Raw genomic sequence first — 23455 nt, forward strand, 5'->3', positions numbered from 1 at the left:
CACCCGTCGGCCCGATCCGGTGCGCCCCGGTGCGACCCGATGCGCCGCGGGTGGAGGAGCGTGATGTCCGTGGACGACAGAATCGCCGTCGTCGGGATGAGCTGCCGTTTCCCCTCGGCACCCGATGTCCGGTCCTACTGGTCCCTCCTGACCGGTGGCGCCAGTGCGATCTCCGCACCGCCCGACGATTCCCGGGCGCGGCTCCCGAACCGCCCCCGCTCCGGTGGATTCATCGAGAATCCGGCGGAGTTCGATGCCGACTTCTTCGGGATCTCGCCGAAGGAGGCGGCCGCGCTCGATCCGCAGCAGCGGCTGGCCCTCGAAGTGGCCTGGGAGAGCATCGAGGACGCCGGGATCCGGCCGTCCGCACTGAGCGGGCTCGACACCGGCGTCTACTTCGGGGCCATGCGCGACGACTACGCCGTGATCACACGGCGTCAGGGCGCGGGCGGCTACGGTCTGCACACCTTCGCGGGGCTCCAGCGCAGCATGATCGCCAACCGGGTGTCCTACGCGCTGCGGCTCGGCGGTCCGAGCATGACGGTGGACACCGGGCAGTCCTCGTCCCTGGTGGCCCTTCACCTGGCCTGCGAGTCCCTCCTGCGCGGAGACTCCGAAGCCGCCCTGGCGGGCGGCGTCAGTCTGCTGCTCGATCAGGACGGGGCAGCGGGAGCCGGGCAGTTCGGCGCCCTCTCGCCCGACGGCCGCTGCCGGCCGTTGGACAAGGATGCCAACGGCTTCGTGCCCGGCGAGGGCGCGGGGGTCGTCCTGCTCAAACCCCTGTCCGCGGCACTGGCGGACGGAGACCGGATCTACTGCGTCGTCCGGGGCAGCGGCGTCAACAACGACGGCGGCGGGCCGGGTCTGACGCACCCCAGCGTCGAGGCGCAGCAGGAGCTGCTGCGCCGGGTGAACGACCGCGCCGGGACCCTCGACTCGGTGCAGTTCGTGGAACTCCACGCCACCGGGACGCCGACCGGCGACGTGGTGGAGGCCCGGTCCGTGGGCGGCACGCTGGGCGCCGCCCACGACAGCGGACACCCGGTGGCGGTCGGCTCGGTCAAGGCCGCCATCGGTCACCTGGAGGCCGCGGCGGGGATCGCGGGCTTCATCAAGGCCGCTCTCTCGGTCTGGCACCGGGCGATCGTCCCGCAGCCGAACTACCGGGAGCCGTCCCGGCTCATCCGGCTGGGGGACCTGAACCTGCGGGTTCCGCTCGCCCTGGAGGACTGGTCGCCCCGGCGGGTGCCGCTGGTCGCCGCGGTCGACTCCTTCGGGCTCGGCGGCACCAACTGCCACGTGGTGGTGTCCGAGGCCCCTGGGACGGACGGAACGGAGCCGCGGGCGGAACGGGTGCGCTCGGAGCACGTCCATGTGCTGTCCGGGCGGACGCGGGAGGCCCTGCAGGCCCAGGCCCGTACGCTGCTCGGCCAGTTGACCTCGGCGGTCCGGGCCACCGAGGGCGTCGAGGCCACCGAGGACGTCAAGGGCGTCAAGGGCGTCGAGGATCCGGCCCCGGCTGCTTCGGGCGCCTTGTGGGGCACGCCGCCGGAATCGCTCGACGTCGCGTACTCGCTGGCGACGACCCGGACCCACTTCGACTGGCGCGCGGCCGTCGTCGCCGATGGGCAGGACGCGCTGCGGGAGGGACTGTCCCACGTCGCCGCGGGGAGCCCCTCGCCACTCGTCCGCACCGGCGAGACCTGCGGTCGGCAGGGCGTCGCCTTCGTCTTCACGGGACAGGGCAGCCAGCGTCCCGCGATGGGCCGCGGACTGCACCGGCACCAGCCGGTGTTCGCGGCGGCCTTCGACGAGGTGGCCGCGGCGTTGGACGCTCACCTCCCCCGCCCGCTGGCGTCCGTGGTGTTCGCCGACCCGGGTGGCGACGAGGCGGCGCTGCTGGACGACACCGCCTGCACCCAGCCGGCGCTCTTCGCGTTCGAGGTCGCGCTCCACCGGCTGCTGACCAGCTGGGGGATCCACCCGGACGTCCTGCTCGGCCACTCGATCGGGGAGCTGTCCGCGGCGTTCGTCGCGGGCGTGTTCTCCCTGCCGGACGCGGCGTTGCTGGTGGCGCAGCGCGGTCGGTTGATGAGCGCGCTCCCGGAGGGGGCGATGGCGGCGATCGAGGCCACCGAGGAGGAGATCGCCCCGCTGCTGGACGAGTGGAGCGGTCGGGTTTCGCTCGCCGCCGTGAACGGCCCCCGGGCCGTCGTCGTGTCGGGGGAGGCGAGCGGTGTGCGCGCGATGGCCGAGGCGTTCGGGCGCCGCGGAGCGCGCACCAGGATCCTCCGGGTGGCCAAGGGCTTCCACTCGCCCCAGGTCGACGAGGTGCTGGACGAGTTCGCGGAGGTCGCCGCGTCGATCCGGTTCCGTCCGCCGGAGGTGCCGGTGGTCTCCTCCCTGACCGGTGCCCCGGCGCGCGGGGAGGATCTGTGCACGGCCGGGTACTGGGTCGATCAACTACGGGGAACCGTACGGTTCTGCGACGCCGTCCGCGCCGCCGCCCGGAGCGGGGCCGCCCACTTCCTGGAGCTCGGACCCGACGCCACCCTGACCACGATGGCGGGGCGCTGCCTGGAGGCGGAGGGAGCGGACCACCGCGGCACGATCGCGCTGCTCAGCGACACGGTCCCGGAACCGGCCGCGCTGTCGGGGGCGTTGGCGGAGCTGTACGTCCACGGGGTCCCGGTCGACTGGTCCGCGGTCTTCGGGCACCTGCCCGCACGGCGGATCGCGTTGCCGACGTACGCCTTCCAGCGCAGGGACCACTGGCTGACGCCCGAGGGGGCCGCGGACGCCACCGTTCCCGCGGAGACCGGCCGCCCGCCCTCCGCAGCACCGACCGCACCGACCGAGCCTGCGGCCTCGCCCGCGGACCCGACGCACCTGTCACCGGGCCTCGCCGCCCTCGCCGGCCCGGATCCCGAACGGGCCGTCCTGGACCTGCTCCTGAGCCGCACCGGCGCCCTGCTCGGCTACCCGGCCGGCGAACGGATCGATCCGCGCCGCTCGTTCGCGGACCTCGGGATGAACTCCCTCACCGCCGTGCAGCTTTCCGTGGAACTCGGTACGGCCGTCGGGCGGACGCTGCCGGACACCCTGACGTACGACCACCCGACCCCGCGCGCCGCGGCGACCGAGGTGGTCCGGCTGCTGGCCGCCGGGGACGGGCGGACCTCCCGGGCCGAGGATCCGTCCGCCGGTCTCCCGGAGCAGGTCCGTGATCCGGTGGCCGTCGTCGCGCTCGGCTGCCGGCTGCCCGGCGGCGTCGGGTCCCCGCAGGAGCTGTGGGACCTGGTGCACGAGGGCCGGGACGCCGTCGCGGACTTCCCCCGTGACCGGGGCTGGGACCTCGACGGGCTGTTCTCCGACGACCCCGACGCGTCCGGGAGGACGTACGTGCGCCAGGGCTGCTTCCTGTACGACGCCGCGCAGTTCGACGCCGGCCTGTTCGGCATCTCCCCGCGCGAGGCGCTGGCGATGGACCCCCAGCAGCGCCTGCTGCTGGAGACCGCCTGGGAGACGTTCGAGCGCGCCGGCATCCCCGCCGATTCGCTGCGGGGCAGCGACACCGGCGTGTTCATCGGTGCGACCGCCCAGGAGTACGGCCCGCGGATGCGGCAGGCGTCCGGCGAGGGCGCCGGCTACGCCCTGACCGGGACCACCACCAGCGTGGCCTCCGGTCGGCTGGCGTACGCCTTCGGTCTCCACGGGCCCGCGCTGACCGTCGACACCGCGTGCTCCTCCTCGCTCGCGGCCGTCCACCTGGCCTGCCGGTCGCTGCGCTCCGGCGAGTGCGGGCTGGCGCTGGCCGGTGGGGTGGCCGTGCTCTCCTCGCCGGGCATGTGGATCGAGTTCTCCCGCCAACGCGGGCTGGCGCCCGACGGCCGGTGCAAGCCGTTCGCCGACGCGGCCGACGGCACGGCGTGGAGCGAGGGCGCGGCCCTGGTCCTGCTGGAACGGCTCTCCGACGCGCGCCGCCACGGCCATCCGGTCCTGGGGGTCCTGCTCGGCAGCGCCGTCAACCAGGACGGTGCGAGCAGCGGTCTCAGTGCTCCCAGCGGGCCCGCGCAGGAGCGGGTCGTCCGGCGCGCGCTCGCGCAGGCGGGTGTGGGTCCCGCCTCCGTGGACGCGGTCGAGGCCCACGGCACCGGGACGACGCTCGGCGACCCGATCGAGGCCCAGGCGCTGGGCCGGGCCTACGGCGAGGGCCGGGACGCCGGCCGCCCCCTGCTGCTGGGCTCGCTCAAGTCGAACATCGGCCATGCGCAGGCCGCCGCCGGAGTCGCCGGTCTGGTGAAGATGGTGCTCGCGCTCCAGCACGAGGAGTTGCCCGCCAGCCTGCACATCGACACGCCCTCGACCCGCGTCGACTGGGAGGCGGCGCGGGTGCGGCTGCTGACCGAGCGCGTCCGCTGGCCGCGGGGGCCGGTCCCCCGGCGGGTGGGTGTCTCCTCCTTCGGGATCAGCGGCACCAACGTCCACGTCGTCCTCGAAGAGGCTCCGGACGGCGTTGCGGAGGCGCCCCACAACGGCCCCGGCGACCGTTCCGACGACCACCGCCCCGACGGCTGCCCCGGCGCGAAGTGGGGCGCGTCCGCCCTCCCGTGGGCGCTCAGCGCCGCCGATCCGCGGGCGCTGCGCGCCCAGGCCGGGCGGCTGGCCGAGTTCCTGCGGGACGACCCGGGGGCGGACCCCCGGGACATCGGCTGGTCCCTGCTCACCACCCGGACCGCGCTCGACCACCGGGCGGCCGTGGTCGGCGACGACGCGCAGGCCCTGTCGGCGGCCCTGGACGCCCTGGCCCGCTCGGCCGACGCCGACGGCGCCGCCTCCCGGGAGGCCGTCGAGGCCGAGGCCCGGCCCGGTCACCGGACGGTCTTCGTCTTCCCCGGCCAGGGTTCGCAGTGGGCCGGCATGGCGCGCGGCCTGCTGGCCGCCTCGCCGGTGTTCCGCGCGCACGTCGACGCCTGCGACCGGGCCCTGTCCGCGCACTGCGACTGGTCGCTGCGGTCGGTGCTGGCCCAGGAGCCGACGGCCCCGTCCCTGGAGCGCGACGACGTGGTGCAGCCCGCCCTGTTCGCCGTCATGACCGGGCTCGCCGAGGTCTGGCGCGCGCACGGGGTGGCTCCGGACGCCGTGGTCGGGCACTCCCAGGGCGAGCTGGCCGCCGCCTGGGTGGCCGGTGCGCTGACCCTGGAGGACGCCGTCCTGGCCACCGTGACCCGGAGCCGGCTGGTCGGCACGCTGGCCACCGACGGGGCGATGGCCTCCCTGAGGCTGTCGGCCGCCGAGGTCGAGGAGCGGCTGCGGGACGGCTGTCCCGGCCTCGGCATCGCGGTGTACAACGGCCCCACGTCCACCGTGGTCTCCGGACCGCGCGACGAGCTGGAGCGCCTCCTCGCCCGGTGCGACGAGGAGGGCGTGCGCATCGCCCGGATCGCGGTCGACTACGCCTCGCACTGCGCCGACGTCGACGTCCTGCACGAGCCCCTGACCAGGGCCCTGGCCGCGATCGTCCCGCGGCCCGCGCGGATCCCGTTCTACTCGACCGTCACCGCGGACACGGACCCGGCCCGCCTGCTGGACGCCGCGTACTGGTTCACCAACCTGCGCAGCCCGGTCCGCTTCGAGTCCACCGTCCGGGCCCTGCTCGCCGCGGGGCACGACACCTTCGTCGAGATGAGTCCGCACCCCCTGCTGGCGGTCGGCGTCCAGGAGACCGCCGACAGCGCCGAGCCGCCGCCGGACGTCACCGTGCTCCCCTCGCTGCACCGGGACGCCGGGGAACCCGCCGACCTGCTGCTGGCCCTCGCACGGGCCTGGTGCCACGGCCTGCCGGTGGACTGGACGCCGGTGCTCGGCGGGGCCCGGCGGGTCGCGCTGCCCACCTACGCCTTCCAGCGGGAGCGCTACTGGCTGCCCGCCGTGCCGGAGGCCGCCGACGGCGCCCGGCCGGACGGGGACGGGGAGGAACGGTCGCTGTGGGAGGCCGTGGAGCGCCGGGACACCACCGCGGTGGCCGCCCTGCTGGGGCTGGCCGACGAGGCCCCGGTCCACGACGTCCTCCCGGCGCTCGCCGCCTGGCACGGCTCCCGGAACTCCCGGGCCCGCCTGGGCGACTCGTGCTTCACCGGCTCCTGGGTGCCGATGGCCGCCCAGCCCGCGTCGACCGCCCGGGGCGACTGGCTGCTGGTCACCCCCGGCCCGGACGCGGGGCCCTGGCCGCGGGCCCTGGCCACCGCCCTGGCCTCCGGCGGCGCCGACGTCCGCACCGTGGTGCTGCCGCCGGGCACCGACCGCGCCGGGGCGGCCCGCCTGCTGGACGGCGGGGCGGACGCCCCGCGGCCGGAGGCCGTCGTCTCGTTCCTCTCCCACCGGCCGCCCGAGCAGTCGCGACCGAGCCGTCTGCTGGCCGACACCGCCACCCTGCTCCAGGCCCTGGACGACCTGGGCGCGGAGGCCCCCGTGTGGTGCGCCACCCGCGAGGCCGTCCGCGTCGACGAGCGCGACCGCGTGGTCGACCCCGCCCAGGCGGCGCTCTGGGGGTTCGGCCGCGCCGCCGCCCAGGAGTATCCCGACCGCTGGGCCGGCCTGCTCGACCTCCCGCTCGGACCGGATCCGGAGAGCCTGCGCCGGGCCTGCGCCGTGCTGGCCGCAGCGGGCCCGGAGGACCAGATCGCGGTCCGCTCCCGGGGCGGCTACGTCTGGCGTCTGCGGCAGGCCGCACTCCCGCCGGGCCCCGGCTGGCAGCCCCGGGGAACGGTCCTCGTCACCGGTGGGACGGGCTTCCTCGGCTCCCACGCGGCCCGGGCCCTGGCCGCCGCCGGCGCCCCGCACCTGCTGCTGCTCAGCCGGCACGGCGCGGACGCCGCGGGCGCGGCCGAGCTCACGGCCGAACTGACCGCCCTGGGAAGCCGGGTGAGCGTGACCGCCTGCGACGTCCGCGACCGGGACGCGCTCGCCGCCGTCCTCGACGCCGTCCCACCGGACGAGCCGTTGACGGGCGTCGTGCACACCTCGGGCGTGCTGTCGACCGCCATGATCGACCAGCTGACGCAGGACCACCTGGAGCAGGTGCTGGCCGTCAAGGCCCAGGGGGCGCAGCACCTGCACGACCTCACCGAAGGCCGCGACCTCGATGCCTTCGTCCTCTACTCCTCGGTCCTCGGCACCGTCGGCATGGGCGGCCACAGCGCGTACGGCGCGGCCAACGCGTACCTCGACGCGCTCGCCGAGGCCCGTCGGGCCCAGGGCCTGGCGGCCACCTCCATCGCCTGGGGCTACGCCCCCGGCGGCCTCGGTGCCGGACACGGCGACTGGATGACCGAGCGCGGACTGCTCTCGTTCACGGGCGAGTCCACCGCGGCCGCGCTGCCCGCGCTGGCGACCGGCCGCGAACCGCGGATGGTCGTGTCCCGCTTCGACTGGCCGGTGTTCCTGGCCGCCCGGGCGGCCGACCGTCCCAACCCGTTCCTGGACGACCTCGCACCCGTCCAGCGGGCCCGGCAGGAGCGGAGCGAGGACTCCGGCCGCGCCGCCGCGGGACTGCCCGCCGACTATCCGCAGCTGCCGTCCGCCCGTCAGCGGCAGGTGCTGGCCGACCTCGTGCGCTCCACCACCGCGGCCGTCCTCGGCCACCGCACGCCCGACTCGATCGCTTCGAACCGGCCGTTCAAGGAGCTCGGCCTGGACTCCCTGGCCGCCGTCCAGCTGCGCAACCGCCTGGCCCGCTCGACCGGCCTGCGCCTGCCGACCGGCCTGGCGTTCAGCCATCCGACGCCCGCCGCCCTGGCCTCCCACCTGCACGCCCGGCTGGACGGCGGCGAGGCACCGGGGAAGGCCGCGGACCGGACGGCCCGGCAGGTCCCGGTAGCGGTCACCGAGCCCCGCTCCGCCGTCGAGCCGATCGCCGTCATCGGCATGGCCTGCCGGCTGCCCGGCGGGGTCGACACCCCGCAGGAGCTGTGGACGCTGCTGGAGGCCGGCACCGACGCCATCTCCTCGTTCCCCGACGACCGCGGCTGGGACCTCGCCGGACTGTACGACGCCGACCCCGCCGCGCACGGCAAGAGCTACGTCACCACGGGCGGGTTCCTCACCGGCGCGGCCGACTTCGACGCCGAGTTCTTCGGCGTCTCGCCCCGCGAGGCCCTCTCCATGGACCCCCAGCAGCGGCTGCTGCTCGAAACGTCCTGGGAGGCGCTGGAGCGGGCCGGGATCGACCCCTGGTCGCTGCGCGGAAGCTCCACCGGGGTGTTCGCCGGCGCCGTCTACCAGGACTACGGCTCCCGCTCGCACGAGGCGCCCAAGGAGATGCAGGGCTACCTCACCACCGGCAAACCGCTGAGCGTGATCTCGGGGCGGGTCGCCTACGTCCTCGGGCTCGAAGGGCCCGCCGTCTCGGTCGACACCGCCTGCTCCTCGTCCCTGGTGGCCGTGCACCTGGCCTGCCAGTCGCTGCTCCTGGGCGACAGCGCCCTGGCCCTGGCCGGCGGGGTCACCGTGATCGCCTCGCCCGGGCTGTTCATCGAGTTCTCCCGGCAGCGGGCGCTGTCCCCCGACGGTCGCTGCCGCTCCTTCGCGGCCGAGGCCGACGGCACCGGGTTCGCCGAGGGCGCGGGAACGGTCGTCCTGGAACGGCTCTCCGACGCCCGCCGCAACGGCCACCCGGTCCTGGCCGTGATCCGCGCGGGTGCCGTCAACCAGGACGGCGCCAGCAACGGCCTGACCGCGCCCAACGGGAAGTCCCAGGAGCGCGTCATCCGCCAGGCCCTGGAACGGGCCGGGCTGAGCAGCGGGGACGTCGACCTGATCGAGGCCCACGGCACCGGCACCACCCTGGGCGACCCGATCGAGGCCGAGGCCCTGCTGGCCACCTACGGTCGCGACCGCGCCGCCGACCGGCCGGCCCACCTGGGCTCCCTCAAGTCCAACGTCGGCCACACCCAGGCCGCCGCCGGCGTCGCCGGGCTGATCAAGAGCGTCCTGGCGCTCCAGCACGCCGTCCTGCCCAGGACCCTGCACGCCGCCACCCCGACCCCGCACGTCGACTGGGGCACCGGCGCCGTGCGGATCCTCTCCGAGAGCATCCCCTGGCCGGACACCGGCCGACCGCGCCGCGCCGCCGTCTCGGCCTTCGGGGTGAGCGGCACCAACGCCCACCTGATCGTCGAACAGGCCCCGGCGGAACCGGAACCGGCCGCCGCCCCGGCCGCCGCCCCGACCGTCCGGCCGCCCGTCCTGGCGCCACCCGTCTGGCTGGTCAGCGGGCACAGCGAAGCCGCCCTCAGGGCCCAGGCGGAGAAACTGCGCCGCCACCTCGACGCCTTCCCGCCCTCCTCCGCCGAAGCCGTCGGCCACGCCCTGGCCACCGGCCGCGCCCGCCTGGCTCACCGGGCCGCGATCACCGCCCCCGACCTGGACGGCTGCCTGCGGGCGCTCGGCGCGCTCGCGAGCGGGGCCACCGACCCGGACCTGGTCACCGGACGGGCCGCCGAGGGCCGGACGGTGTTCGTGTTCGCCGGCCAGGGCTCGCAGTGGCCCGGCATGGCGGCCCGGCTGATCGAGGAGAGTCCGGTCTTCGCCGACAGCATCGCCCAGTGCGCCGACGCGCTGGCGCCGTACACCGACTGGTCGCTGCGGCACGCGCTCTCGCCGGGGGCCGGCGCCGAACTGCTGGACCGGGTGGACGTGGTCCAGCCCGCGCTCTTCGCCGTCCAGCTCTCCCTCGCCCGGCTCTGGCACGCCGCCGGGGTCAGGCCGAACGCCGTGGTCGGGCACTCCCAGGGCGAGATCGCCGCCGCCTGCTTCGCCGGTGTCCTCTCGCCGACCGACGCCGCCCGCGTGGTCGCCCGGCGCAGCAGCGCCCTGACCCGTCTGGAGGGCGACCACGGCCTGCTCGCCCTCCAGCTCTCCCACGAGGACGCGCTGCGACGGCTGGAACCGCACCCCGGGCTCACCGTCGCCACGGTCAACAGCCCCCGGGCCGTGGTGGTCGCGGGCCCGGCGGACGAGCTGGATGCCCTGCGCGAGGAGTGCGCCGCCGACCGGGTCAGGGCACGCCGGATCCCGGTCAGCTACGCCGCCCACTCCCCCCAGGTCGACGAACTGCGCACCGAGCTGGTGGAGTTGCTGGCCCCGGTGGCCCCCGCCGCCGGGGAGCTGGACTTCTACTCCTCGGTCACCGGCGCCGCGGTGGACGCGGCCGAACTGGACGCCGCCTACTGGTACCGCAACCTCCGCGAACCGGTCCGGTTCGACCTGGCCGCCCGGGCCCTCCTCCAGGACGGCTACCGGTTCTTCGTCGAACCCAGCGCCCACCCGCTGCTGTCCAGCGCGGTGCTGGAGATCGCGGACGAGGCGGACCGGCCGGCCACGGCCCTGCCCACCCTGCACCGCGGCGAGGGCACGCTGCGCCACGTCACGGCGGCCGTCGCCCGAGCCCATGTCGAGGGGGTCGCCGTCGAGACCGCCGCGCTCAACCCGCACCACCCCGGGCAGCCGTCGGACCTGCCGACCTACGCCTTCCAGCGGCGGCGCTTCTGGGTCGGCACCTCGGGCGGCGACACCCGGCAGGAACGGGCGGCCACCCTCGGCGCGGCCTCCACCGACCACCCGGTCCTGGACATCAGCCTGCCCGACCCCGAGAACGACGGCCTCGTCCTTACCGGCCGGGCCGGCCCGGCCACCCACCCCTGGCTGCGCGACCACGCCCTCCACGGCGCCCCGATCCTGCCCGGCACGGCCTTCGTCGACCTCGCCCTGCACGCGGGCCGGGAGTCCGGCTGCCCGCAGCTGACCGAGCTGACCCTCCTCACCCCGCTCCACCTGGGCGAGGAGGACGGCACCCAGCTCCACCTCACCGTCGGCGGCCCGGACCCCACCGGCCGGCGGAGCGTCACCGTCCACTCCCGGCCGCACACCGCCGTCACCGGCGAACCCTGGACCCTGCACGCGCGAGGCGTCCTCGCCCCCTCCGCGCCGCCGCCCGACGCGCCGGCGCCCGAGTCCTGGCCCCCCGACCACAGCGTTCCGCTGGACGTGGACGAGTTCTACGCCGGCGTCGGCCTGCGTGGCTACGACTACGGCCCGGCCTTCCGGGCGCTGACCGGGATCTGGCGGCGCGGCCAGGACATCTTCACCGAGGCCCGGCTCCCCGACGCCCTGGCCGCCGAGGACCCCGCCTTCGCCCTGCACCCGGCCCTGCTCGACGCGGCCCTCCAGGGCCTGCTGGTCCGCCGCCCGGCCGGCGTCGAACTCCCCTTCCACTGGGGCGGTGTCCAGCTCCACCGGCCCGGCGTGCGAACACTGCGCACCCGCATCCGGCCGCTGGACGAGCGGAGCGTCACCGTCGACGTCCGCGACGGGGACGGCAACCCGGTGCTGCGGATCGAGCGCCTGGTCATGCGGCCGGCCGGCGCCCGGGCTCCGCGCCGACGTCTCGGCGGCGAGGGGCTGTACCGCCTCTCCTGGAAGCCCGTGGCCTCCGCCACCCCGTCCGGCCGGCAGCCGGGCGCGGTGTGGCTCGGCGCCGCTCCCGGGCCCCGGCCGGACGGCGGCTGGCCCCCGCCGCTCCATCCGGACCCGGCGGCCCTCGTGGCGGACCTCGGCTCCGCCCGGCCCGCCCCCGACCTGGTGCTGCACCCCCTGCCGACCGGCGACCCGGGGCCGGAGGGCCTCGCCCCCGCCGTCCACGCCGCCGTCCGGCGGACGCTGGAGCTGCTGCGGAGCTGGCTCGCCCAGGAGAGCCTGGCCACCGGCCGGCTGGTCGTGCTCACCCACCGGGCCGTCGCGACCGTCCCCGGTGAGACGCCCGACCCGGTCGCCGCCGCGGTCTGGGGCCTGGTCCGCTCCGCGCAGAACGAGGCTCCGGGGCAGTTCACCCTCTTCGACGTCGACGACTTCGGCCGCGTCGTCGACCCCGCGACCGGACAGCCCGACGCATCGGCGCTGGCCACGCTCCCGCTCGACACCGAGCCGCAACTCGCCCTGTGCGAAGGCGTGGTGTACGCACCCCGGCTCACCCGGGCCGCCGTCCCGCCGCCCACGCCACTGCCGTACGGCCCGGACGGCACCGTCCTGATCTCCGGCGGCACCGGCACCCTCGGCCGGCTGCTCGCCCGCCATCTGGTCGCCGAGCAGGGCGTGCGCCACCTGCTCCTGCTCAGCCGGGGCGGCGAGGCCGCCGCCGGCGCCGAAACCCTGCGGGCCGAACTCACCGACCTGGGCGCGGACTGCACCATCGCCGCGTGCGACACCGCCGACCGCGCGCAGCTGGACGCCGTCCTCGCCGCCCATCTCGGCGACCGGCCCCTCACCGCCGTCGTCCACGCCGCGGGCACCCTGAACGACAGCACCGTGGCCAAGCTGACGGACGAGCAGGTGACGGCGGTGCTGCGGCCCAAGGTCGAGGGCGCGATCAACCTCCACCTGGCCACCCTGGCGCACGCCCCGGCCGCCTTCGTCCTGTTCTCCGGCGCGGCCGGGGTCTTCGGGACCCCCGGGCAGGCCCACTACGCGGCGGCCAACTCCTTCCTCGACGCGTTCGCCGAGTACCGGCGCGGCCTGCACCTGCCGGCCCTGTCCCTGCCGTGGGGCCTGTGGGCGGAGCGCAGCGCCATGACCGGCCACCTGGACGCCACCGCGCTGCGACGGCTGGAGCACCTGGGCATCGCCGAACTGCCCGCCCCCCACAACCTCGCGCTCCTCGACGAGGCACAGCGCCTCGACGAGGCCGTCCTGCTGCCCCTGCGGCTGAGCGGCGTGGCCCTGCACCACGACGGCGCCGCGTCACCGCTGTTGCGCGACCTCGTCCGGCCCCGGCAGCAGAGCGCGCAGGCCGTCGAGGCCACCGAGGCCGATGAGCGGACCCTGCCCCGCCGGCTCGCCGACGCCGATCCGAAGGAGGCCGGGAGGATCCTCACCGACCTGGTGCGCAGCGAGGTCGTCCAGGTCCTCGGCCATTCCTCGACGGACGACATCGACGCCGACGCGCCCTTCGCCGACCTGGGCTTCGACTCGCTCACCGCCGTCGAGCTGCGCAACCGGGTCAACCGGGCCGCCGGGGCCGCGCTGCCGATCACGGCGGTCTTCGACCACCCCACGCCCGGGGCGCTCGCCGCCCGCCTCCTGGCGGACCTGCGGCCCGTCTCCGCCGCCGAGCCGGCGGAAGGGGCCACCGAACCGGAGCCGGCGACCCACTGGGCCGAGACCGCCGAGGACGCCGCGCTCTTCGCCGCCATCGACGGGATCCAGGAATGACTGCCACCGCCCCCCGCACCCTGCCGTTCAACGGCCTCGTCCGGGCCACTGCCGGCCGGGACGGAGCCCCGGGCCGCGACCCGTCCTTCGCGCAGATCCGCTGGGACCCCGCCCCGGCCGGCGCCGCCCCCTCCGCCTGGGCGGTGCTGTCCCCTACCGCCGGGCCCTCGGCGGCCGCCGAGGAGGTGCGCGCGGCCCACCCGGACGTCCCGCTGCTGACCCCCGGTCCGCGGGCCGGGCTGCCGACGGGGGTCCTGGTGGTACCGGCGGCCGGCGCGGCCGACCGGACGCTGGCCCTCGTCGAGGCCGCCCTCGCCCTGCCGCAGGAACGGGCGCCCCGCCTGGTCGTCCTCACCCGGGACGCCGTCCTGGCCCGCGACACCGACCGGGTGACGGATCCGCGGCAGGGCGTCCTGCGGGAGCGCGTGCTGGCCTCGGCCGGCGCACGGCCCGGCCGGTTCGCGCTGGTCGACCTCGACGGGCACCCGGCCTCCCTCCGGGCCCTCGCCGCGGCGCTCGGCTCCCCGCGTTCCCAGCTGGCGATCAGAGCCGGCGAGGTCCTCGCGCCGGAGTCCGTTCCGGCCGCACTCCTGCCCCTCCCCCCGGGACACGTCCGGCTCGCGCTGCCCGGCCCACCGCCCTGGCGGCTGAGCCTGATCGGCAAGGGGACCCTGGACTGCCTCGCCCTCGACTCCTGCGAGGAGGTCGGCGCACCCCTCGTGGGCAGCCAGGTTCGGGTGGCGGTGGAGGCCGCCGGGATCAACTTCCGCGACGTCCTGGACGCGCTCGGCCTCTACCCCGGCGACCCGGGACCGCTGGGCGCCGAGGGGGCCGGCACGGTGCTCGACACCGGCCCGGACGTCACCCGGCTGAAGCCCGGCGACCGGGTGATGGGCCTGCTCACCGGTGCGTTCGGCCCCGTCGCCGTGACCGACGAGCCGCTGCTCGTCCCGGTGCCCCCGGGCTGGCCGGCCGCCCGCGCCGCCGCCGTCCCGGTGGCCTTCGCCACCGCCTCCTACGGGCTGTTCGACCTCGGCCGGCTGACGGCCGGAGAACGCGTCCTGGTCCACTGCGCCTCCGGTGGCGTCGGCAGTGCCGCCGTCCGGCTCGCCCGCCACGCGGGCGCCGAGGTGTTCGGCACGGCGAGCCCGCCCAAGCACGCGGCCCTGCGGTGGCTGGGTCTGGACGACGACCACATCGCCTCCTCCCGGGACACCGGCTTCGAGCGGGAGTTCCTGGACGCCACCTCCGGCCGGGGCGTCGACGTCGTCCTCAACGCCCTCGCCCGCGAGGCGACCGACGCCTCCCTGCGTCTGCTGCGTCCGGGAGGCCGGTTCGTGGAGATGGGCAAGACCGACCCGCGCGACCCCGACGACATCGCCCGGGACCACCCCGGCGTCTCCTACCTGCCCTTCGACCTCCGGGAGGCGGCCGGACCGCCGCAACTCGCCGGAATCCTGCACGACCTGCGGGAGCTCTTCGCCACCGGAGTGCTCCACCCGCCCACCGTCCACGTCTTCGACGTCCAGGACGCCATCGCCGCCTTCCACCACATGAGCCGGGCGCGGCACACCGGCAAGCTGGTGCTGCGGATCCCGCCGCCCGAGGACGCGCGGGACGGCGTCCTGCTGGTCGGTCCGCTCGCCGACACCGTGCCGCTGGCCGACCACCTCGCCACCGGCCGGGGCTCCCGGCACATCTGGCTCCTCGCACCCCACGACGAGGACGACGAGGGCCTCGCCCGGCTCCGGTCGCGGTTGGCCGGCCGGCCGGCCGAGCTCCATCCGGTGAACGCCGATCCCACCGACCCGGACGCCGTGCGGCAGGTCCTGGCGGACGCCTCGGCCGTGGCCCCGCTGACCGCCGTCGTGCACACCACCGCCGACGACCGGACGGCGCCGGACGGCGACGGACCGGACGGCGACGAACGGGCGGCTGGCGAACCGTCCGGCGCCGCCGCGATCCTGCACCGGTCGACCCTCGAACTCCCCCTGGAAACCTTCCTGTTGATCGCCACCGCGGGCCCGAACGGCCCGGCCCGCTCCCCGGACGACCCGGTACGGGGCCTCGCCGTACTGGAATCGCTGGTCGCTCACCGACACTCGTTGGGGCTCGCCGCCACGCTGGTGGTGCTGCCGTCGACCCCCGACCCGCACCGCTCCGCCCTCCTCGCCCGCCTCTACGAGACGTCCCGCCACACGGACGCCCCCGTCCTGACCACGGCCGAGGCCGCGCCGGACACCGGACCCGCCGAGTCCGCGCCGGACACCGGACCCGCCGAGGGCGGCTGAGCCCCTTGCCGTGCCGTCACCGCCCGTACCGTCACCGCCCGTACCGTCACCGCCCGTACCGGCGGCGGGCCCGGGCTCCGGCCGGCCCGGCGCACCCCCGGCCCCTCCCCCCACCCACGCGAAAGGCAGGACCGAACCATGGCGGAACAGGAGGAGATCCGCACCTACCTCAAGCGCGCCGTCGCCGAGATCGACAGGCTCCGTGACCGCCTGAAGGCCGCCGAGGCGGGCTCCGGCGATCCGGTGGCCGTCATCGGGTGCGGGTGCCGGCTGCCCGGCGGGGTCGACTCGCCCGCCGGGCTGTGGCGGCTCGTCGACGAGGGCCGCGACGCCGTCGGCGCGTTCCCCGACGACCGGGGCTGGCCGCTGGACGAGCTGTACTCCCCGGACCCCGACCGCTCGGGCACCTCCACCACCACGCACGGCGGGTTCCTCTCCCGCCCGCAGGACTTCGACGCCGGGTTCTTCGGCATCACCCCGCGCGAAGCCCTCGCGATGGACCCTCAGCAGCGCATCCTGCTCGAAGTGGCCTGGGAGGCCCTCGAACGCTCCCGCATCGACCCCGCCGCACTGCGCGGCACCGACACCGGCGTCTACGCCGGGGTGTCCTGGCAGGACTACGGGGAGGCCTGGTGGGACGACAGCCGGGTCGAGGGCCACCTCGTCACCGGAAGCGCCACCAGCGTCGTCTCCGGCCGCATCGCCTACCTGCTCGGGCTGGAGGGCCCCACGCTCTCCGTCGACACCGCCTGCTCGTCCTCGCTGGTCGCGATCCACCTCGCCCGTCAGGCCCTGCGCGCGGGCGAGTGCGACCTGGCGCTCGCCGGCGGCGTCACGGTGATGGCGACACCGCGTCCCTTCATCGGGTTCTCCCGCCAGCGCGGCCTGGCCGCCGACGGCCGGTGCAAGGCGTTCGCCGACACGGCCGACGGCATGGGCATGGCCGAGGGCGCCGGCCTGCTGGTCCTGGAGCGCCTCTCCGACGCCCGCCGCCACGGCCACCCCGTACGCGCCGTGCTCCGGGGCAGCGCCGTCAACCAGGACGGCGCCAGCAACGGCCTCACCGCGCCCAGCGGTCCGGCCCAGCAGAAGGTCATCCGACGGGCCCTGGCGGACGCCGGGCTCACCCCCGCGGACGTCGACGTCCTGGAGGCGCACGGGACGGGCACCAGACTGGGCGACCCGATCGAGGCCCAGGCCGTACTCGCCACGTACGGCCGCGGCCGCCCGCCGGACCGGCCGCTGCTGCTCGGCTCGCTCAAGTCCAACCTCGGCCACACCCAGGCCGCCGCCGGCGTCGCCTCCGTCATCAAGATGCTCCTCGCGATCCAGCACGGCACCGTCCCCCGCACCCTCCACGTCGACCGGCCGAGCAGCTACGTCGACTGGGACTCCGGCGCCGTCGAGCTCCTCACCGGCCCGAGACCGTGGCCCGACACCGGACGGCCCGCGCGCGCGGCGGTGTCCTCCTTCGGCATCAGCGGCACCAACGCCCACCTCGTCCTCGAAGCGGCTCCCCCCGCCGGGAGCCCGCCCGCCGAACCGCCCCACCGCGACGGTGCGGTCCCCTGGCTGATCTCCGCCGGCAACGCCGCCGCCCTCGAAGCCCAGGGCGCGGTCCTGGCGGCGTACACCGAGGCCCACCCGGGGCTGCACCCCGCCGACGCCGCCCACGACCTCGCCACGACCCGCGCCCGGCTGCGCCACCGGGCGGCCGTCGTCGCCACCGACCGCACCCGGCTCCTCCACGCCCTGCGCGCGCTCGCCGAGGGCCGCCCGCACCGGCACCTGGTGTCCGGCACGGCCGCCCGCAAACCCGGTGGCACGGTCTTCGTCTTCCCCGGCCAGGGCGCCCAGTCGTCGACCGCGGGACGGCAGTTGCTCCACGACTCGGCCGTCTTCCGCGAGGCGTTCGAGGCCTGCGACCGGGCCATGCGCCCGCACACCGGGCGCAGCCTGTCCGACCTGTTCGGCGACGCGGCCACCACGGCGGAACTGGAGCGCCCGGAGCTCGTCCAGCCGCTGTTCTTCGCGACCTCGGTCGCCCTCGCGGCACTCTGGCGCCACCACGGCGTCGAACCGGATCTCGTCATCGGGCACTCCCAGGGAGAGATAGCCGCCGCCCACGTCGCCGGCGCCCTCACCCTCGACGACGCGGCCTCCCTGGTCGCCCTGCGCGACCGGGCCCTCGGCCGGATCGCGGGCACCGGGGGCATGGTGACCATCCCGCTGTCCGCCGAGCGCGCCGCGGAACTGCTCTCGGCGCTGCACGCCCCGCTGTCCGTCGCCGCCGTCAACAGCCCCTCCTCCGTGGTGGTCGCGGGCCCCGACGACGCCCTGGAGCAGCTGCTCGACCACTGCCGGACGGAGCGGATCGCCGCGCACCGGCTGCCCATCCGCGTCGCCGCGCACACCGGGGCCGTCGAGGCCGTCCGCTCCGACCTGCTGGCCGCCACCGACCTCCGCCCCCGCAAGGGACGCATCCCGCTGCACTCGACCGTCACCGGCGAGCTGATCGACCACCAGCTCCTGGACGCCGGCTACTGGTACGCCAACGTGCGGGAGCCGGTCCGGTTCGACGAGTGCGTCCGCTCGTTGCTGGCGGCGGGATACCGGCACTTCGTCGACCTCGGCCCGCAGCCCGTCCTGGTCCCGGCCATCACCGAGAACCACCAGGCGTACCGCGGCGGCGCGCCGTCGCCGGGCGAGGCGTCCCCGGGCGCGCCGTCGCCGGGCCAGGCGGCCACCGTCACCGTCACCGTCACCGGAACGCTCGGCCTCGACGCCGACGAGCCCACCTCGTTCCTGCTGTCCCTCGCCGCCCTCTGGGTGGCCGGGGCCCCGGTCGACTGGACGCCCGCGCTCCCCGGCACGTCCGCGCTCCCGGCGGACCTCCCGACCTATCCGTTCCAGCGCCGCGGCTACTGGCTCACTCCCGGGCCCGGGCCCGCACGCCCCTCCGCTCCCACCCCGCCGGACGGCGGCGCACCACCGTCCCCCGATCCCACCGGATGACGACCATGAACCAGGAATCCGCCACCGCTTCCCCCTCGTCCCCCGCCTCCGCTCCCCCGCGGCTCGAACCGATGATCGCGCTGGTGAAGGAACACGCCGCCGCGATCTCGGACCTGCCGGTCGAGGAGATCGACGACGACCAGCTCTTCCAGGAGCTCGGCTTCGACTCACTGATGACCGTCCGACTGGTCAACGGCCTCGAAAAGGCGACCGGCCTCGAATTCGAACTCGGCGTGGTCGGCGAGAACCCCACCCCGGCCGACCTCGCCGCCTTCCTCTGCGCCTCGCTCGCCCGGCAGGACCAGGAGGCGCCGTCCACCGCCCCGCCCGCGGCCGACGGCATCGGCGACATCTTCCGCAGGACCGTCGAGGAGGGCAGAGCCGTCGAAGCACTCGACTTCCTGGCCGCCGCGGCCCGCCTGCGCCCCCGCTACAGCGGCGCCGAAGACGCCGGCCCGCCACCGCCCCCGGCCCGCCTCTCCCGCGGACCGGAGAGCAGGAAGATCATCTGCCTGGACTCGCTGGGGCCGTTCCTCGGCAACTTCACCTACAGCCGCTTCGCCAAGCGCTTCCTCGGCCTCCACGACGTCCACGCGCTGCGCTACCCCGGCTACGCCCGCCCCGACGCCGTCCCGGAGTCGCCCGCGGCCCTGGGCCGGGCCATGGCCCCCACGGTGGAGCGCTGCGCCGACGGGGCCCCGTTCGTGCTCGTGGGGTACTGCTCCGGCGGCTGGGCCTCCCTGCTGGTGGCCGCCGAACTGGAGTCCCGCGGCGCGGGGCCGGAGGCCGTCCTGCTGATCGACACCCCCGTCCCCGAGGACCTGTCCGACGAGGTCTTCAACGGCGGCACGAAGTCCCTGCTGGAGTCCTGGCCCGACATCGTCTCGCTGGAGACCCCCGCGCTCACCGCCTTCGGCTGGCACTACAGCATGCTGCGAGGCCACCCGCTCCCCGGCACGGCCGCCCCCACCTACTCCATCCGCGCCACCGAACCGCTCCCGTACACCGACGGCGTCCGGCTGAACAACCACTGGCCCGACAGCGTCGAGAGCGCCGACGTGGCGGCCGACCACTACTCGGTCATGGTGGCCCACGCGGCCGAGGCCGCGGACATCGCCGCCCGCTGGATCTGACCGCCGCCCACGAACCCGGAGGGAACCCCGATGACGGACACCAAGGTCTTCGCGCGACTGATCGACGCCGTCAACCGGAAGGACGTCGACGGAGCGGTCGACTGCTACAGCCGGGACGTGCACTACGCCGAACCCGCCATCGGCTGCGAACTGCACGGCCGCGACCAGGTCCACCGGATGTACACGTCCTGGATGACCAACGCCGACCTGACGGCCCGCCTCGACGACGCGTTCTCCGCCGGCGACCGCGGCGCGTTCGTCTTCACCATGACCGGCACCGTCGTGAACGAGGTCGCCGGCATGTGGAACGCCGACGCCGTCGGCCGGACGTTCTCGGTGGCGATCGCGGTCATCGCCAGGCTGGACGCGGACGGCCTCATGTCCGAGGCCGTCTACTACTGGGACGCCATGGCCATGCTCGCCCAGCTCGGACAGCTCCCGGCCGACGGAAAGCAGAGGTGAGGCACGATGAAGGGCGTCGTCTTCGACCTCCTCAACGAGGTGGTCTCCCGGCGGTACGGGCTGCTGGCCTGGGGGGAACTGATCGACGCCTCCGGCGTCGACGGAACGTACACCTCGCTCGGCAACTACCCCGACGAGGAGTTCATGAGCATCGTGGCCGCCGCGGCGCCCATGTTCGGGAAGTCGGAGACGGAGGTCGTCCGCTGGCTGGGCCGCGAAGCCCTGCCGATCTTCGCCGAACGGTACCCGATGTTCTTCGCCGGGCACAGCTCCGCCCGGACGTTCCTGCTGACCCTGGAGGACATCATCCATCCGGAGGTGCGGCGCCTGTATCCCGGAGCCGCCGTGCCCAGCTTCAGGTTCGAGACACCCGCCAGCGGTGTCCTCGTCATGAGCTACAGCTCGCAACGGCAGCTGTGCGCGTTCGGCGAAGGACTCATCGAAGGGGCGGCCGAGCACTTCGGGGAGGACGTCAGGATCGACCAGTCCAGCTGCACCGGACGAGGAGACCCGGAGTGCGTCTTCGAGGTCACCCTCACGCGACAGGGGTGAGTGCGCAGTGGAGCAGCAGCGGGATGCGGATCGGCACGTGACCCTCCTGGAGGACCTGCTCCGGAAGGAACGCGACGCCCGGCGGCAGGCCGAGCTGATATCGGAGGAGATGATTCGCAAGCTGCACGACGCGAAGGAACAGGAGCTCAGGAAGCAGCGCGGCCTGGAGCTGCTCGAATCCGTCGCCGCGGCCTGCAACAACGCGGTCGACATGAACGGCCCGCTCCTCGCCGCCGTGAAGGGCGTCTGCGCCTTCGCGGGATTCCCGGTCGGCCACGCGCTGTCGCTCGTCCCGGACCACGGGGTGCTCGCCTCGCATCCCCAGCACTGGTGGGCGGCCGACCCCTGGCAGCTGGGCTCCCTCCGGGAGACCGGCACCCCCACCGTCCCGCCGGGACACGGGCCCGCGGGCCGCGCCCTGCTGACCCGTGACATCGCGGCGGGCGAGATCGGCGCCGGGGACGACGGAGTCGACTACCTGGCAGCCTGCCGCGATCTCGGCATGACCCGCTTCCTCACGCTTCCGGTGTCCGACGAATCGGACGTCCTCTTCGTGCTCGAATTCTTCTCGCCACCGGGAACGGCCGGTCAGGACGACATCCTGCCGGCCCTGCTGAGCCAGGTCGGCGCCCAGGTGTCACGGGTGGCCGCACGCCTGCGGGCGGAGCAGGAACTGCAGAACGCCCGCCTGGTCGCCGAGACCGCGGCCCGCAGCAAGACCGAGTTCCTCGCCACCATGAGCCATGAGATCAGAACCCCGATGAACGCCGTCATCGGCATGACGGAACTGCTGCTGGCCACCGCGCTGACGCCCGAGCAGCGGAACTTCGCCGAGATCATCAACTCCAGCGGCGAAGCCCTCCTCGGCATCATCAACGACGTCCTGGACTTCTCCAAGATCGACGCCGGCGGTCTGGAACTGGAGAGCAGGCAGTTCTCGCTCCGCGACACCGTCGAGTCCGCGATCGACGTCATCGCGGCCCGCGCCGCGGAGAAGGGCCTCGATCTCGCCTGCCTGGTGGCCCCCGACATTCCGGACTGCGTGGTCGGCGACGGGATGCGCCTGCGGCAGATCGTGACCAACCTCCTCTCCAACGCGGTCAAGTTCACGGAATCCGGCCATGTCGTCCTCACCGTCAAGACCGCCGAGGACCGACCGGGCGACCCGACCGTGGCGAGGCTGCACTTCGCCGTCTCGGACACCGGCATCGGGATCCCCGAGGACCGCATGGGCCGGCTCTTCAGGAACTTCAGCCAGGTCGATTCCTCCACCACGCGCAAGTACGGGGGAACCGGGCTGGGCCTGGCCATCAGCAAACGTCTCGTGGAGATGATGAACGGGAACATGGAGGTGAAGAGCGAGGTCGGGGTGGGATCGGTCTTCGGCTTCACCATCGACCTGGGCGTCGGCGCGGTCGACCGGCCGCCCTCCGTCGAAGAGCCCCTGCGGCTGAAGCGCCTGCTGATCGTCGACGACACCGACCTGAACCGCGAGGTGATCCGGCGGCACGCCGACTCCTGGAACATGATCTCCACCGAAGCGTCCGCCCCCGAGGAGTCGCTGCGGATCCTCACCTCGAACGACCCGTTCGACGTCGCCGTCCTCGACATGATGATGCCGAACATGGACGGCGTCGAACTGGCCGCCCGGATCCACCGGATCCCCGGCCGTCAGCGGCTGCCGCTCATCCTGGCGACCTCGCTGGCGACCTCCCGGCACGCGATCGACGACCGGGAGTTCTCGGCGGTCCTGACCAAGCCCCTCAGGGCTTCGCAACTGCACGACACGCTCCTGTCCGTGGTCGTGGGAGAGCGGGCGGCCCGTACCGCGCCGCCCTCCCCGGTGAACGGGGAGCCGACCGACCTGCGGATCCTGCTCGCCGAGGACAACGCGGTGAACCAGCAGCTCGCCGTACTGCTGCTGAAGAAACTCGGCTACGTCGCCGAGATCGTCGAGGACGGCAGCCAGGCCGTCGACGCCGTCCGGGACGGCGACTACGACGTGGTGCTCATGGACGTCCAGATGCCCGTCATGGACGGCCTCGAAGCGTCACGAAAAATCAATCAGGTGATCGAATCCGGTCGTCGCCCCTACATCATCGCCATGACGGCGAACGCCATGCAGGGCGACCGCGAAGCCTGCCTCGCCGCGGGAATGGACGACTACCTGGCGAAGCCGATCAAGAGCGACGGCCTGGCCGCGGCCCTGAGCCGCGCACCCGCCGCCGGAGGGACGGCGGTCGCCCCCGCCGAAGCCGCCCCGCCGGCCGCCTCCGTCACTCCGGACGTCCTGGCCAGACTGTGCGACGAGATCGGCGGGACGTCATCGGTCGTGGAGCTCGCCCAGCTGTTCGTCGACGACGCCCCGGGGCTGATCTCCACCATCGCGCACGGACTCCCGAACGAAGCCCTGCGGGCCGCCCACACGCTCAAGTCCAGTGCCCGGGCCCTGGGAGCCGGACCCCTGTCCGGCCTGGCGGAGGACATCGAGAAGAGGGCCCGCGCGGGAACCACCGAGAGCTTCGACGTACAGGACGTCAACGACGAGTTCCTGCGGGCGAAGAGCCAGCTGTTCGGCGTCCTCGCCGACCTGGAGGGCCGGTCCGGCAGCGCGGACCGGGGCACCCGGCCGGTGGAGTGACGGGGCCCCGCGCACACCGGCCCGCGCACACCGTGCGCGCCGGTGCCGCGTGACCAGGCTCACCTACCCGCTGACCGCTGGCCGTCGTCGTCCTG

General features: G+C 75.1%; 7 protein-coding genes. All 7 read left to right on the forward strand.

What is annotated here, in order from left to right; translation table 11 throughout:
* Window positions 1–69: 69 nt before the first annotated feature.
* The 7 genes from ACFWJ4_RS16070 (at window position 70) to ACFWJ4_RS16100 (ending at window position 23360) form a co-directional block, all read left to right on the forward strand.
* The gene (locus ACFWJ4_RS16070; RefSeq protein ID WP_380544105.1) at window positions 70–13266 is read left to right on the forward strand and encodes a type I polyketide synthase; all 13197 of its coding nucleotides are present in this window, start codon (window positions 70–72) and stop codon (window positions 13264–13266) included.
* Window positions 13263–15557: a zinc-binding dehydrogenase gene (locus ACFWJ4_RS16075; RefSeq protein WP_380544108.1), complete on the forward strand. Its 2295-nt coding sequence runs from the start codon at window positions 13263–13265 to the stop codon at window positions 15555–15557. Before ACFWJ4_RS16070 ends, ACFWJ4_RS16075 begins: the two co-directional genes overlap by 4 nt.
* A gap of 138 nt (window positions 15558–15695) precedes the next feature.
* Window positions 15696–18572, forward strand: coding sequence for a type I polyketide synthase (locus tag ACFWJ4_RS16080; RefSeq protein ID WP_380544111.1), 2877 nt, complete (start codon window positions 15696–15698; stop codon window positions 18570–18572).
* Between the two features lie 5 nt (window positions 18573–18577).
* Window positions 18578–19705: a phosphopantetheine-binding protein gene (locus ACFWJ4_RS16085; RefSeq protein ID WP_380544114.1), complete on the forward strand. Its 1128-nt coding sequence runs from the start codon at window positions 18578–18580 to the stop codon at window positions 19703–19705.
* A gap of 30 nt (window positions 19706–19735) precedes the next feature.
* Window positions 19736–20167, forward strand: coding sequence for an ester cyclase (locus ACFWJ4_RS16090; protein WP_380544117.1), 432 nt, complete (start codon window positions 19736–19738; stop codon window positions 20165–20167).
* Window positions 20168–20173: 6 nt separating this feature from the next.
* Window positions 20174–20719 carry a heme NO-binding domain-containing protein gene (locus ACFWJ4_RS16095; protein ID WP_380544120.1) on the forward strand — a complete coding sequence of 182 codons (546 nt, stop codon included), beginning with the start codon at window positions 20174–20176 and terminating at the stop codon, window positions 20717–20719.
* Between the two features lie 37 nt (window positions 20720–20756).
* A complete protein-coding gene (locus ACFWJ4_RS16100) occupies window positions 20757–23360 on the forward strand; it encodes a response regulator (RefSeq protein WP_380544123.1) in 2604 nt (867 codons plus the stop codon).
* Window positions 23361–23455 lie beyond the last annotated feature (95 nt).

Source organism: Kitasatospora sp. NPDC127067 (genome assembly GCF_042724755.1).
GTDB classification, from domain to species: Bacteria; Actinomycetota; Actinomycetes; order Streptomycetales; family Streptomycetaceae; genus Kitasatospora; species Kitasatospora lactacystinica.